General features: G+C 34.1%; 12 protein-coding genes. 8 read left to right on the top strand and 4 right to left on the bottom strand.

Going from position 1 to position 13,939, the window contains the following annotated elements; all coding sequences use genetic code 11:
* The first annotated feature begins 1 nt into the window (after nucleotide 1).
* The gene (locus B6A10_RS08805; RefSeq protein WP_188220586.1) at nucleotides 2-910 is read left to right on the top strand and encodes a patatin-like phospholipase family protein; all 909 of its coding nucleotides are present in this window, start codon (nucleotides 2-4) and stop codon (nucleotides 908-910) included.
* On the opposite strand, the gene B6A10_RS08800 is transcribed toward B6A10_RS08805, so the two are convergent.
* Complete coding sequence (locus tag B6A10_RS08800; protein ID WP_188220585.1) at nucleotides 902-1,423, bottom strand: DUF7935 family protein; 522 nt, start codon at nucleotides 1,421-1,423, stop codon at nucleotides 902-904. The genes B6A10_RS08805 and B6A10_RS08800 overlap by 9 nt on opposite strands.
* A 108-nt stretch (nucleotides 1,424-1,531) precedes the next feature.
* Between B6A10_RS08800 and B6A10_RS08795 the strand changes: the two genes are divergently transcribed.
* Nucleotides 1,532-3,865, top strand: a complete 2,334-nt coding sequence (locus tag B6A10_RS08795) for an ATP-dependent helicase (protein ID WP_188220584.1) — start codon at nucleotides 1,532-1,534, stop codon at nucleotides 3,863-3,865.
* 104 nt (nucleotides 3,866-3,969) lie between these two features.
* Nucleotides 3,970-4,590 carry an L-threonylcarbamoyladenylate synthase gene (locus B6A10_RS08790; protein ID WP_026713694.1) on the top strand — a complete coding sequence of 207 codons (621 nt, stop codon included), beginning with the start codon at nucleotides 3,970-3,972 and terminating at the stop codon, nucleotides 4,588-4,590.
* Nucleotides 4,591-4,726: 136 nt separating this feature from the next.
* Here B6A10_RS08790 and B6A10_RS08785 read toward each other — a convergent pair whose 3' ends face one another.
* From B6A10_RS08785 to B6A10_RS08775, 3 genes are all read right to left on the bottom strand, one after another.
* The gene (locus B6A10_RS08785; RefSeq protein WP_026713693.1) at nucleotides 4,727-5,557 is read right to left on the bottom strand and encodes an OmpA/MotB family protein; all 831 of its coding nucleotides are present in this window, start codon (nucleotides 5,555-5,557) and stop codon (nucleotides 4,727-4,729) included.
* Nucleotides 5,558-5,633: 76 nt separating this feature from the next.
* Nucleotides 5,634-6,623, bottom strand: coding sequence for a glycosyltransferase family 2 protein (locus tag B6A10_RS08780; protein ID WP_188220583.1), 990 nt, complete (start codon nucleotides 6,621-6,623; stop codon nucleotides 5,634-5,636).
* A 6-nt stretch (nucleotides 6,624-6,629) separates the two neighbouring features.
* Nucleotides 6,630-7,085 (bottom strand): type I restriction enzyme HsdR N-terminal domain-containing protein, encoded by a 456-nt coding sequence (locus B6A10_RS08775; protein WP_188220582.1) that lies wholly within the window; start codon nucleotides 7,083-7,085, stop codon nucleotides 6,630-6,632.
* A gap of 99 nt (nucleotides 7,086-7,184) precedes the next feature.
* Here B6A10_RS08775 and holA point away from each other — a divergent pair, with 99 nt between their 5' ends.
* The 5 genes from holA (at nucleotide 7,185) to ettA (ending at nucleotide 13,843) form a co-directional block, all read left to right on the top strand.
* Entirely contained in the window at nucleotides 7,185-8,189 is a 1,005-nt protein-coding gene (holA, locus tag B6A10_RS08770; protein ID WP_055093269.1) for a DNA polymerase III subunit delta, read from the top strand.
* Between the two features lie 58 nt (nucleotides 8,190-8,247).
* The gene (locus B6A10_RS08765; RefSeq protein ID WP_026713689.1) at nucleotides 8,248-8,430 is read left to right on the top strand and encodes a CAL67264 family membrane protein; all 183 of its coding nucleotides are present in this window, start codon (nucleotides 8,248-8,250) and stop codon (nucleotides 8,428-8,430) included.
* A 244-nt stretch (nucleotides 8,431-8,674) separates the two neighbouring features.
* Nucleotides 8,675-10,153: an alkaline phosphatase PhoX gene (locus B6A10_RS08760; protein WP_188220581.1), complete on the top strand. Its 1,479-nt coding sequence runs from the start codon at nucleotides 8,675-8,677 to the stop codon at nucleotides 10,151-10,153.
* A gap of 77 nt (nucleotides 10,154-10,230) precedes the next feature.
* A complete protein-coding gene (locus B6A10_RS08755) occupies nucleotides 10,231-12,054 on the top strand; it encodes a cytochrome-c peroxidase (RefSeq protein ID WP_188220580.1) in 1,824 nt (607 codons plus the stop codon).
* Between the two features lie 97 nt (nucleotides 12,055-12,151).
* Nucleotides 12,152-13,843 carry an energy-dependent translational throttle protein EttA gene (ettA, locus tag B6A10_RS08750; RefSeq protein ID WP_188220579.1) on the top strand — a complete coding sequence of 564 codons (1,692 nt, stop codon included), beginning with the start codon at nucleotides 12,152-12,154 and terminating at the stop codon, nucleotides 13,841-13,843.
* Nucleotides 13,844-13,939 lie beyond the last annotated feature (96 nt).

Raw genomic sequence — 13,939 nt, 5'->3', positions numbered from 1 at the left:
TATGCGGGCATTGGTTATTTCCGGAGGAGGAAGCAAAGGCGCTTTTGCGGGCGGCGTGGCACAATTTCTATTGGAAAATAAAAAAGTAAAATACGATTTGTTTATTGGAACTTCTACCGGAAGTTTGCTGATTCCTCATTTGGCATTGGGAAATATCGACAAGATACATCGTATTTATACCAATGTGAACATGGGTAAAATATTTAATATTAATCCGTTTGTCGTTAAAAAAAAGAATGGTGTTGATGTGGTAAGCATCAATCACTTTAATGTGTTGTTGCAGTTTTTTAAAGGGAAAAGAACTTTTGGCGAAAGCAAAAAACTACGTTCGTACATCAAGAAAAATTTACCAATAGAGGAATTTAATCAATTGAAAGCTCAGGAAACGGATGTGGTGGTTACAGTAACGAATCTGACGAATAATCAGGCAGAATACAAGTCGATTAAAGACTGTACGTATGACGAATTTTGCGACTGGATTTGGATTTCGAGTAACTATATTCCGTTTATGAGTATTGTAAATATCAAAGGGAAAGATTATGCCGACGGCGGATTTTCCAGCTTGGTTCCAATCCAGGAAGCTATTAATCGCGGGGCAACTGAGGTGGATGTTGTTGTTTTAGAAACGGAAAAATCAACACCCAGAGTTGCTATAGGAAAAAATCCTTTTTCATTACTGATTGATTTGTTTCAAATAGAATTAGATCAAATTGAAAAACATGATATTCTGATCGGAACCTTATCGGCATCGCATAATAATGTGAAACTGAATATGTATTACACTCCGATTGATTTGACCAATAACGCTTTGATTTTTAATAAAGTAAAAATGTCGCAATGGTGGGAGGAAGGTTTTCAGTATGCCAAGAAAAAAAGCGAAGCTTTGGAATTGAAAAGCAGTTTACCATAATTCGGCAACTTCATTTTTTATAAAAGCCAAAGCGGTATTATTAGGAGCATTTTTTTCTAATAATTCACTGATTACAAAAGTTCTCAATTCGTCGGCATTGTGTACTTTTTCATTTTTTGCTGCGGCGCGAATCATTTGAATAATCGCATTTTTAGCGGTTAAAATAACAGCCCAGCATTGGTCGGAAATATAAATTTGTTGGGCAATATTGTGTTCAAATTCCTGTTCGATATGTGCAATAATGTAATTTTCGTAATCATTTTTGTTGTCAGAAATCGGATTGATTCGCACTATCAATTGCGAAGGATTAATGCGTTCCATAAACAAAGCCATTCTTTCGTAAGCCTGTAAACGCAAGGGTAAAGCAATTTTTTGGTTGTCTCTTTGAATCAGCCAACGTCTGGTTTTTTGTTGATCTTTAAAATGAGCCTGAAATAAAAAATAGGCAACTCCGCCGGTAACGAGCGAAGGAATAGTGTAAGCCAGTATTTCGATGATGTTTGTAGAATTCATTGGTGTAAATTTTGAAAGCAAAAATATACTTTTGTTGGGAATTAGAATGAATCATTGCTACTATAATTAATTCTTAAATACTTATTTTTGCATAAACAGATTAAAATAATGCAACAATATATTTCTCAACTTAACGAAGCGCAACGCGAACCGGTATTGCAAAAAGATGGTCCAATGATTATTATTGCCGGTGCCGGTTCGGGAAAAACCCGTGTGCTAACCATAAGAATTGCTTATTTGATGTATCAGGGTATTGATGCATTCAATATTTTATCGCTTACGTTTACCAATAAAGCGGCTCGTGAGATGAAAAATCGTATTGCTGACATTGTGGGAGCGAGCGAGGCAAAGAATCTTTGGATGGGAACTTTTCACTCTATTTTTGCTAAAATTTTGCGTTCGGAAGCAGATAAATTAGGTTATCCGTCCAATTTTACGATTTACGATTCTCAGGATTCGCTTCGTGCAATTTCGGGAATTATCAAAGAAATGCAATTGGATAAGGATATTTATAAACCCAAACAAATTTTGGGACGAATCTCTACTTTCAAAAACAGTTTGATTACCGTAAAAGCCTATTTTAATAATCCGGATTTGCAGGAAGCTGATGCGATGGCAAAAAGACCCCGAATGGGCGAAATTTACCGAAATTATGTGGATCGTTGTTTTAAATCCGGAGCGATGGATTTTGATGATTTGTTGTTGAAAACTAACGAATTACTGACTCGTTTTCCGGATGTTTTGGCCAAATATCAAAACCGTTTTCGATATATTTTGGTGGATGAGTATCAGGATACGAATCATTCTCAATATTTGATTGTTCGGGCTTTGTCGGATAAATTTCAGAATATTTGTGTGGTAGGTGATGATGCGCAGAGTATTTATGCGTTTCGTGGGGCAAACATCAATAATATTTTAAATTTCCAAAAAGATTATCAAGGGGTAAAAACTTTCCGTTTGGAGCAAAATTACCGTTCGACCCGTAATATCGTGGAAGCGGCTAATACGGTGATGGATCACAACAAAACGAAGTTGGACAAAGTAGTTTGGACAGCCAATGATTTTGGTCCGAAAATAAAAATACACCGTAGTTTAACGGATGCTGAAGAAGGTCGTTTTGTGGCCAGTACCATTTTTGAACAAAAAATGCAACATCAGCTAAACAACGGACACTTTGCTATTTTGTATCGAACCAATGCGCAATCCCGTGCCATGGAAGATGCTTTGCGAAAGAGAGATATTCCGTATCGTATTTACGGAGGTTTGTCGTTTTATCAAAGAAAAGAAATCAAAGATGTGTTGTGCTACTTACGTTTGGTAATCAATCCAAAAGACGAAGAAGCATTGGTGCGTGTTATTAATTATCCGGCACGTGGAATTGGAGATACTACTATTGAGAAATTAACCGTTGCGGCGAATCATTATAAAAGATCTATTTATGAGGTGATGCAGCATATTGATAAAATTGATCTGAAATTAAATGCGGGAACCCGACAAAAATTGCAGGATTTTGTGACTATGATTCAGAGCTTTCAGGTTTTGAATGAAACACATGATGCTTTTTATCTAACGGATCATGTGTCTAAAAAAACCGGATTAGTTCAGGAATTGAAAAAAGATGCTACACCGGAAGGGATGGCTCGAATTCAAAATATCGAAGAATTGTTAAACGGTATCAAAGACTTTACCGAAGGACAAAAAGAGGTCGATGGAGCAAGAGGTTCGTTAGCTGAATTTTTAGAAGATGTGGCTTTGGCTACCGATTTAGATAAAGATACCAGTGATGAAGATCGCGTGGCTTTGATGACGATTCACCTGGCAAAAGGATTGGAATTTCCTCATGTTTTTGTGGTAGGTATGGAAGAAGATTTGTTTCCTTCGGCGATGAGTATGAGTACGCGTTCCGAATTGGAAGAAGAACGTCGATTATTTTATGTGGCGCTCACCAGAGCCGAACATCAGGCTTATTTGACTTATGCGCAGTCACGTTATCGCTGGGGAAAACTGACGGATAGCGAACCGTCTCGTTTTATTGAAGAAATTGACGGACAATATTTGGAATATTTAACGCCTGCCGAAACAAATTATCGTTTTAAACCGATGATTGACAAAGATATTTTTGGAGATGTAGATAAATCTAAATTACGTTTGGCAAAACCGGTGAGTTCAACTCCGCCAAAATACATTACGGATAATCAGCCTAAACCGGAAGCAGCCATTCGAAAATTAAAACCGGTTTCTTCTCAGGCGCCTTCGGGAGCGGCAAATTTGTTTGATAATAAATTAATTGCAGGTAATATTGTCATGCACGAGCGTTTTGGCCGCGGACAGGTATTGAATTTAGAAGGAGTTGGTGCCGATAAAAAAGCGGAAATTAAGTTTGAAGTGGGTGGAATCAAAAAGCTTTTGCTGCGATTTGCTAAGTTAGATGTTATTGGGTAAAAAAGAAGAATACAGTAAGCAGTATTCAGATTTCAGAAAATTTGGTGTAACTATTAAATGTTAGATAATTTTCGTAACTTCATTACTACTAAAATTTAAATTAAATGGCAGAGTTCATTAAAATATACGAAGACAAACCTTCCGAGGCTGCGATTGCTAAAGTGGTTAAGGTTTTAAAAGATGGTGGTTTGGTAATTTATCCAACAGATACTGTTTATGGTTTAGGTTGCGATATTACTAATTCAAGGGCATTGGAGCGTATTGCAAAAATTAAAGGCGTAAAATTGGAAAAAGCGAAGTTTTCTTTTATTTGTCACGACTTGAGTAATCTTTCAGATTATGTGAAGCAAATTGATACTTCAACTTTTAAGATTTTAAAGAGAGCCTTACCAGGACCATATACTTTTATTTTGCCGGGAAATAATAATTTGCCGAGAGAATTTAAAAAGAAAACGACTGTAGGTATTCGTGTGCCAAACAATAATATTACGTTGGAAATTGTGCGTCAATTAGGGAATCCAATTGTAACGATGTCTATTCGTGACGAAGATGATGTGGTGGAATATACCACTGATCCGGAATTGATTTTTGAAAAATGGCAGAATTTGGTTGATATGGTCATCGATGGTGGTTACGGTGATAATGTGGCTTCCACGATTATCGATTTATCAGGTCACGAACCGGAAGTAATTCGTGAAGGAAAAGGAGATTTGGATATTTTGTAGGAGTTGGAAGCTAGAAGCTGGGAGTTTAAAGAATGAATAAATAGATTAGTGAAATTAGAGATTAATTTTCGAGAATAAGGTATAAAAAAAACGTCCCAAATTTGGGACGTTTTTTTATGTTGAAATTAAACACAGATTATTTTTGTTTTTTCATTTCTTTTTCAACCATATCATAGAATTGGTCAATTTTAGGTAATACTAAGATACGAGTTCTTCTGTTTTTTGCTCTGTTCTCAGCAGAAGTATTTGGTACTAAAGGCACATAAGAACTTCTACCTGCAGCAACTAATTGTTCAGGTTTAACACCTAATTCGTTTGTCAACACACGGATGATAGAAGTAGAACGTTTCACACTTAAATCCCAGTTGTCTAACAAGATTCCGTTTCCAATGTAAGGAACGTTATCAGTATGACCTTCAACCATACATTCAAAATCAGGTTTGTCGTTAACTACTTTTGCTACTTTTGCTAAAACACTCTTAGCTCTGTCAGTTACATTGTAGCTTCCTGTTTTAAATAACATTTTGTCAGAAATAGAGATGTAAACCACTCCTTTTTCAACATTGATTTCGATATCCGGATCGTTCAATCCTACTACGCTTTTTAAGCTCGTAACCACTGCAAGAGTAACGCTGTCTTTTTTGTTAAGTGCATCCTGCATTCTGTTGATTTTTAAATCTTTTTCTTTGATAGATTCTAAAGCTTTTTCAATGTTTTCAGCCCCTTTTGCAGTCAAAATGGTCATTTCTTTAGAAGTGGTAATCAAAGTTTGATTGTGTTCTTTCAAACCTTCAACGCGAGCTGCAAGACCAGCTTTTTCTTCTAAACATGAATTTAACTTGATAGTAGCAGTGTTTAATAAATCTTGAGTTTCTTTATTTTTAGCTTCTAAAGCAGCGTATTTCTTTTTAGAAACACAAGACGTCAAAAGAGCCAATACCGAAAGGGCGACAACAACTTTTTTCATAAATTTTTAATAGTTTTAGAGTTTTTACAAATTTAGTTTTTAATGTTTAAAAATTAAATATAAATTAATGTTAATTTTATTTAACAAAGACCTTGCCATTGTTTATGTAGTAATTAACAACGATACTTTTAACAGAATAGTATTCTTTTGATTGAAAAAAGCCTCTTTTTCTGTAAGTTTTTGAAAATAAGCGATAAAAAGAAAAGTGTGCTTTTAAAATGGCGGTGAAATGACTTAGTTTTCCCTGCAAAAGAAAATGTATTCCTGCTATACCATCGAGAATTAATCGGATAAATAAGGTTGAAAATAAATTTTCTTTAGGCAAATTTTTAACAAGCATTAGTAAGGAATTTCTAAAATTCAAATACGTTTTTTTAGGATTTCCTTGTTGTAAGGTGGCTCCACCAACATGATAAACAGTCGAATTCGGATTGTATTTAATGGTATATCCGGCATTTTTGGTTCGCCAGCACAAATCGATTTCTTCCTGATGCGCAAAAAAATCAGCATCAAATCCTTTTAATTCATGATAAACCTTACTTCTGATAAAAAAACAGGCACCTGAAGCCCAACTGATTTCACAGCTGTCATTATATTGACCATTATCTTTTTCAATAGTTTCAAAAATTCGTCCTCTACAGTAGGGATAACCATATTTATCAATAAATCCTCCTGCTGCTCCGGCATATTCAAAATAAGCTTTGTTTTTGAAATCTAATAATTTAGGTTGGACGATAGCTGTTTGGGGTTCTTTTTCAAACATTTCTATAATTGGATCCAACCAATTTTCGGTCACTTCTATATCTGAATTCACTAAGGCGTAAATTTCAGCATCAATGTGTTGCAACGCTTCGTTATATCCTTTGGCAAAACCATAATTACCATCATTTTCAACAATTTTTACAGTTGGAAAATGTTCTTTAACATATGAAACGGAATGGTCTGTTGAAGCATTATCAGCAACGTATATTTCGGCTTCGGGTGAATACTGAACGACAGAAGGTAAAAATTGTTCTAATAATTTTACTCCGTTCCAATTAAGGATTACAACGGCTATTTTTTTCAAAATATATTATGATTTTATAAGTTTATAATCAGGTAATTCCGGTTGAAAATGGTATCTTTCATTTTCATAATCCATTTGACAAAAATAATGATTCAATCCGTTGCTAACCATTAAAAAACTGGATTTCATCGTCATGTTGTAACGGGCAATCTGGTCAAAAGCGCTCTGAGTAATTTTGACTTCCGGCGCTTTACATTCCACTAAAATATGAATAGAACCATCAGGATTAAAAACAACTACATCGTATCTTTTTCGTAATCCGTTGACCAATAATACTTTTTCAACGTTGATGAGGGATTTTGGATATTGTTTTTCTTCCAATAAAAAACGCACTACATGTTGGCGTACCCATTCTTCAGGAGTAAGAATGATGAATTTTTTCCTGATTTCATCAAAAATTGCCGTTTTATTTTCGCTATTTTTGAAACGAAATGAATAAGTAGGGAAATTAAGTTTTTGCATGAAGCAAATATAATTTGAAAATTAGACAATTTGAAAATTAGTTTAGCTAATGAATTCATAAAAACTGTCTACTGCTACTGAATACTGAATACTAGAATAATGGACGAAGTTGTAAAAATTGTCAATGATATTAAAGCAGGGAATATTAAGCCTATTTATTTTTTAATGGGTGAAGAACCTTATTATATTGATAAGCTTTCGGAATATATCGAAGAAAATGTGTTGTCGGAAGACGAGAAAGGGTTTAATCAAACGGTGATGTATGGTCGCGACGTTTCGGTTGACGATATTGTTTCGACCGCTAAACGTTACCCAATGATGGCCGAACGCCAGGTGGTGATTGTAAAGGAAGCTCAGGATTTGACAAAAACCATTGATAAGTTAGAATCCTATGCCGAAAATCCGATGGCATCGACTGTTTTGGTGTTTTGTTACAAATACAAAACATTAGATAAACGAAAAAAAGTAACTAAGAATATTGCTAAAACCGGCTTGATTTACGAAAGTAAAAAGTTATACGAAAATCAGGTAGGCGACTGGATTAAACGTGTTTTGTCCGGAAAAAAATATGCGATAGAACCTAAAGCTTCGGCAATGTTAGTAGAGTTTTTAGGAACCGATTTGAGTAAAATTAATAACGAGTTGGAAAAATTGCAAATTATTTTGCCGAAAGGCAGCACCATTACTCCAAAAGACATTGAGGAAAACATCGGTTTCAGTAAAGATTTTAATGTTTTTGAGTTACGAAAAGCCATTGGTGAGCGCAATCAGTTAAAAGCTTATACCATTGCTGAAAATTTTGCCAGTAATCCTAAAGAAAATCCAATGGTGGTGACAACCAGTCTGGTTTTTGGTTTCTTTGTTCAACTGTTAAAATATCACGGCTTAAAGGATAAAAACCCAAAAAACGTTGCGGCAGTTTTGGGCGTAAATCCGTTTTTTTTGAAAGAATATGATTTGGCTATTCGTAATTATCCGATGCGAAAAGTAAGTCAGATTGTGGCGGCATTGCGGGAAATTGATGTAAAAAGCAAAGGTGTAGGAGCAAATGCCTTATCAAATGCGGATTTATTAAAAGAAATGCTTTATCATATTTTTAATTAGCCATTTAAATTATCGATATTTGCAGTTCTAAAAACGAATTAAAATACCACAAGAACTAATGGGAATGAATAAGAATACGATCCTGGGATGGGCTACTTTTATTATGATTGTAATGGGATTAATTTTAATTGCACTAGGTATCTTTAAATACAGAGATGTTTCCGGAATTGGATTTGCTGCAGTAGGAATTGGATTTTTTGCAATTGCCTGGGTATTTAGCTCACTTAAAGGAAGGGTTTAACTATATCAAATAAAAAAAAGAAAACAGCTGTTGCCAAAAAGGTGACAGCTGTTTTTTTTTTGTGGCTTAATTCGATAGTTTTACGGCTTAATTTATTTATTGGTTTTAATTATTTACTTTAAATTAACTTTTGATGTTTTTTTACGGAATTGTCTTAACTTAATAGTCATTATTTCAATAAAGTCAGTTAACCTCAGCGTGGATTTTAGAATATAGTTTTGTCATAAATAAAAATATAAAAACTATGAAATTTAATTACCTAAAAAAAGCAGGGGTTTTGTCTTTGTTAAGTTTAGCTGTTATCAGCTGTCAGAATGATGAAAATGATTCAAAAAAAACAAATGCAGATATTGATTTTTCCAATGCTTCAGTAGAGCCAGCTTTGGTTGTGGCTAAAGAAGGTTTTGAAGATTTGAATATTACTGCAATGATAAGTAGTACAGATGTATTATCTGGTTCCCCAAGTTTCGTTTACGGAGCACAACCTGATGGAGCTGGGTTTATGAAAGATCCTAATGGTGATGGTTACATAATGATAACTAACCACGAAATCTTACAATCTGTTTCCAGAGTTTATTTTGATAAAACTTTAAAAGCAGTAAAAGGAGAGTATATCGTTGATGGAATTGGTGGTATGACTAGATTGTGTTCGGCTACATTAGCTACTCCAGCTCTTAATGGTTTTGGACCTTTGTTTTTAACTGCCGGAGAAAGTGGTGAAGAAAGTATGGTTCACGGTATTGATCCACTAGGTTTAGCAACAGATAAGAGCAGAAAAGACAGAGTTTTACCTGCACTTGGAAAAGCTAGTATGGAAAATGCTGTTCCATTGACTAAAGATGCTTTTCCTGGTAAAACAGTTATTTTAATTGGTGAAGATCAATCTTACGGAACTTCTCATGCTAGTGCTGGACAAGTAATTATGTATGTAAGTAATACAGTTGGTGATTTAAACAATGGTAAATTATATGCTTTAAAAAGAAACGATGGAAATCAGGTTGAAACTACTATGGGTGTAGGTACTTCATTTGATGTTTCATTTGTAGAAATTCCTAATGCTAAAAATTTAACAGGTGCTGAAATTAACACAACAGTAAACAGTTTAGGAGCAATTCGTTTTTCCAGAGTGGAAGACGTAGATTACCGTAAAGGTTCAGCTAAAAATAACCGTGAAATTTATTTTACAGCTACTGGACAAGCTACAAGCAATGCTCCTGTAGATGGATATACTATGTGGGGAAGAGTTTATAAATTAAACTTAGATGCTAAAGATCCTTTGAAAGGAAAATTAGAATTAGTTGTTGAAGGAGATTCTACTCCGGGAACAGGAATCATCAATCCGGATAACCTTTGTGTAACTGAAAATTATGTTTACATTCAGGAAGATGGAGATTCTTATTATACTGCCGCAAAACACGATTCTTATATCTGGCAATATAATATCGCTACAAAGGTAAATAAACCTTGGTTAACAATGAACCACAAACGTGATGATGCAATTTGGAATGCTACTTATAACCAAACAGGTGTAATGAAATTTGGAAGCTGGGAATATGGTGCGATGGAAGATATCTCAGATGTTATTGGGGTTCCAAATACATTTTTAGTGAATATCCACCCTCATACTTGGCAAAAAGATGCTTTCCAATATGCTGATGGAAGTAAAGTAAATACGAATAAAGAAGGTGGTCAGACTGTGATCATTAGAAATGTTCAAAGATAATATTTGATTAATGAATATAGAAAAAACAGCCCTTTTTACAGGGTTGTTTTTTTGTTTTATTTACCCTAAAGAAGAAAATGAAATTGAATACCAATAATTGGATAAAAGCCAGATTACTTGTTTTAAGCTTAGCATTTATTGTGCTGCTTACCTCATGCGAAAAAAAATATACCGACTTAACAATTCAGGAAGAATTGATTTCGAATATCCAAAAACTAAATCAAAAAGTTGTAGATTTTGAAAATGTTGCTGAAAAAAGTAATGATGAAAAAAAAATACAATTAGCCTTCAATCAGGCTCGTTTGGAATATAAAAAAATAGAGTGGGCAGTAGAATATTTTACTCCTGATCCGGCTCGGTTTATTAACGGACCCGCATTGGACGAATTAGAAGTCGCCGAAAATACCTTTTTCCCTCCTAATGGTTTTCAGGTCATTGAAGAACTTATTTATCCGAATTATTCAATTGAAAATAAAGAGGAATTAGTTCGAAAAATTAAGATTCTAAATGGAAATTTAAAGCAAATTGAGCAACATTTCAGTGCTATTAGTATTTCTAATTCGCATATTATGGATGCTTCAAAAATGGAAGTAAATCGGATTTTAGCATTAGGAATTACTGGTTTTGATTCACCAATAGCTTTTCAATCTGTTCCGGAAGCAGCAGTGAGTTTGACATCTTTGAAAACATTAATTTCAAAAATGAAATTCAATAATCCGCAATCTATTAAGTGTGAAAAAGAAATAACAAACTTGATTAATAAAGCAGCTGAATTTTGTTTAAAAAATACTGATTTTAAGACTTTTGACAGGGTTTATTTCATTAAAAACTTTCTTAATCCAATTAGTAAATACTTAGTTGCTTTTCAAAAAATTAATAAAATAGAAAAAAGTAACAGGAATAGCGTTGTTAACCCAGAAGCAACATCAATATTTGATAAAAAAGCCTTTAATGTAAATGCTTTTATTCCTTCGGAAGAATATCAATTTTCAACTGAAAAAGCAGAATTAGGGAAGCAATTGTTTTATGATAATTCACTTTCAAATAGTAATACGCGTAGCTGTTCGAGCTGTCATAATCCAGAAAAAGCTTTTACAGATGGCTTGAAAACTAATCAATCACTAAGCGGAAATCTTTTAAGCAGAAATACACCAACACTAACCTATGCTTCTTTGCAAAATGCTCAATTTTGGGATATGCGACAATTGGATTTGGAAAAACAAAGTTTAGATGTAATTCAGAATAAAGATGAAATGCATGGTAGTATTTCTAAAGCAATTGTTGTTTTAAATTCAGATAAAAAGTATCAGCAGTTATTTAAAAATGCCTTTCCAAAATCAAAGAAGATAGAAGAATGGCAAGTTCAAAATGCTTTGGCTAGTTATATTCGTTCTTTAAATGCCTTTGATAGTAAATTTGACAGCTATATGAGAGGGGAATCTAATGATTATACGGCAGAAGAAAAATTAGGATTTAATCTTTTTGCTGGAAAAGCTAAATGTGCCACTTGTCATTTTATTCCTTTATTTAATGGAACTGTTCCGCCTAATTTTCAAAAAACAGAACAGGAAGTGATAGGAACTCCTGCTGATAAAAATGGAAAGAAAATCAGTCCGGATTTAGGAAGGTATATTCAATATCAAATGCCTCAGTTAAAAAATGCTTTTAAAACGCCTTCTTTGCGAAATATTGCAGTTACAGCACCTTATATGCACAATGGTGTTTTTACAACCTTAGAAGAAGTAGTAGATTTTTATAACAAAGGCGGAGGAATTGGTCTAGGTTTAAATGTAGAAAATCAAACGTTGCCTTCGGATAACTTAGAATTATCTCCTAAAGAAATGAAAGCTTTGGTAACCTTTATGAAAACCTTGTCAGATAAAGAATATCAGTTGAAATAGTAATAAAAAATTTAAAACTGAATGTTTTTCAATTTATTTATTATTTCTGCAATAATCCTATATTTGTATTCTTTTTAAAATTAAAAACACAATACAAATGTCAGACGATAAGAAAGTAATATTTTCAATGTCAAAAGTGAGTAAGACTTACTCAAGCAGCAACAAGCAAGTGTTGAAAGATATCTATTTAAGTTTCTTCTACGGAGCTAAAATTGGTATTTTAGGTTTGAATGGTTCTGGTAAATCATCACTTTTAAAAATCATTGCAGGAGTTGATAAAAATTATCAGGGAGATGTAGTTTTTGCTCCTAATTATACTGTTGGTTATTTAGAGCAGGAACCAGAATTAAATGATTCTAAAACCGTTTTAGAAGTGGTTCAGGAAGGTGTTGCTGAAACAATGGCAGTATTAGATGAGTATAATAAAATCAATGATTTATTTGGTTTGGAAGAGAATTATTCAGATCCGGACAAAATGGATAAATTGATGGAGCGTCAGGCTGTTTTACAGGATAAAATTGATGCTTTAGGAGCTTGGGAAATTGATACCAAATTAGAAATTGCCATGGATGCGTTGCGTACTCCGGATGGTGATACTCCAATAAAAAACCTTTCAGGAGGAGAGCGTCGTCGTGTTGCTTTATGTCGTCTGTTGTTAAAACAACCGGATGTATTGCTTTTGGATGAGCCTACCAACCACTTGGATGCAGAATCTGTACTTTGGTTAGAGCAACATTTGGCACAATATGCTGGAACTGTAATTGCTGTAACGCACGACCGTTATTTCCTTGATAATGTGGCAGGATGGATTTTGGAATTGGATAGAGGAGAGGGTATTCCATGGAAAGGAAATTATTCATCATGGTTAGACCAAAAATCAAAACGTTTAGAGCAAGAGGAAAAAGTAGCTTCTAAAAGAAGAAAAACTTTAGAGCGTGAGTTGGAATGGGTACGTCAGGGAGCTAAAGGCCGTCAGACGAAACAAAAAGCACGTTTACAGAACTATGATAAATTATTAAACGAAGATCAAAAACAATTAGATGAGAAATTAGAAATTTACATTCCTAATGGTCCTCGTTTAGGAACTAATGTAATTGAAGCTAAAAATGTAGCTAAAGCATTTGGTGATAAATTATTATATGATAATTTGAATTTCACCTTACCACAGGCTGGAATTGTGGGAGTTATTGGTCCGAATGGTGCTGGTAAATCGACTATTTTCAGAATGATTATGGGTGAACAACAAACAGACAGCGGAGAGTTTACAGTGGGGGATACTGTTAAAATCGCTTATGTAGATCAATCGCACTCTAATATTGATCCTGAAAAATCGATTTGGGAAAACTTCTGTGACGGACAGGAATTAATCATGATGGGAGGGCGTCAGGTAAATTCACGTGCTTATTTAAGTCGTTTTAACTTTGGCGGAAGTGACCAAAACAAAAAAGTTTCGATGCTTTCCGGTGGTGAGCGTAACCGTTTGCACTTAGCAATGACTTTGAAAGAAGAAGGAAACGTTTTGTTACTGGATGAGCCTACGAATGATTTAGATGTGAATACGCTTCGTGCCTTAGAAGAAGGTTTGGAGAATTTTGCAGGTTGTGCGGTGGTAATCTCTCACGACAGATGGTTCTTAGATAGAATTTGTACACATATCTTAGCTTTTGAAGGAGATTCTGAAGTGTATTTCTTCGAAGGAAGTTTTACGGAATATGAAGAAAACAAAAAGAAACGTTTGGGTGGTGATTTAACTCCAAAACGTATTAAGTATAGAAAATTGATTAGATAAATTAATAAATTTCAAATTTAAAATCCCAAATTCCAATTGAACAGATTGAGATTTGGGATTTTTTCTTTTGTGAACTTTGCGTAAAACTTGGTGTTC

Origin of the sequence: Flavobacterium pokkalii, from assembly GCF_014596575.1 — a bacterium.
GTDB classification, from domain to species: domain Bacteria; phylum Bacteroidota; class Bacteroidia; order Flavobacteriales; family Flavobacteriaceae; genus Flavobacterium; species Flavobacterium pokkalii.
The sequence above is the reverse complement of the archived record's forward strand: the minus strand, read 5'-3'. Positions and strand labels throughout refer to the sequence as shown.

Excerpts from the sequence above, each read along its gene's own strand:
- B6A10_RS08805 (WP_188220586.1), top strand. The coding sequence starts at position 2 with ATGCGGGCATTGGTTATTTCCGGAGGAGGAAGCAAAGGCGCTTTTGCG.
- B6A10_RS08800 (WP_188220585.1), bottom strand. The coding sequence starts at position 1,423 with ATGAATTCTACAAACATCATCGAAATACTGGCTTACACTATTCCTTCG.
- B6A10_RS08795 (WP_188220584.1), top strand. The coding sequence starts at position 1,532 with ATGCAACAATATATTTCTCAACTTAACGAAGCGCAACGCGAACCGGTA.
- B6A10_RS08790 (WP_026713694.1), top strand. The coding sequence starts at position 3,970 with ATGGCAGAGTTCATTAAAATATACGAAGACAAACCTTCCGAGGCTGCG.
- B6A10_RS08785 (WP_026713693.1), bottom strand. The coding sequence starts at position 5,557 with ATGAAAAAAGTTGTTGTCGCCCTTTCGGTATTGGCTCTTTTGACGTCT.
- B6A10_RS08775 (WP_188220582.1), bottom strand. The coding sequence starts at position 7,085 with ATGCAAAAACTTAATTTCCCTACTTATTCATTTCGTTTCAAAAATAGC.
- holA (WP_055093269.1), top strand. The coding sequence starts at position 7,185 with ATGGACGAAGTTGTAAAAATTGTCAATGATATTAAAGCAGGGAATATT.
- B6A10_RS08765 (WP_026713689.1), top strand. The coding sequence starts at position 8,248 with ATGGGAATGAATAAGAATACGATCCTGGGATGGGCTACTTTTATTATG.
- B6A10_RS08760 (WP_188220581.1), top strand. The coding sequence starts at position 8,675 with ATGAAATTTAATTACCTAAAAAAAGCAGGGGTTTTGTCTTTGTTAAGT.
- B6A10_RS08755 (WP_188220580.1), top strand. The coding sequence starts at position 10,231 with ATGAAATTGAATACCAATAATTGGATAAAAGCCAGATTACTTGTTTTA.
- ettA (WP_188220579.1), top strand. The coding sequence starts at position 12,152 with ATGTCAGACGATAAGAAAGTAATATTTTCAATGTCAAAAGTGAGTAAG.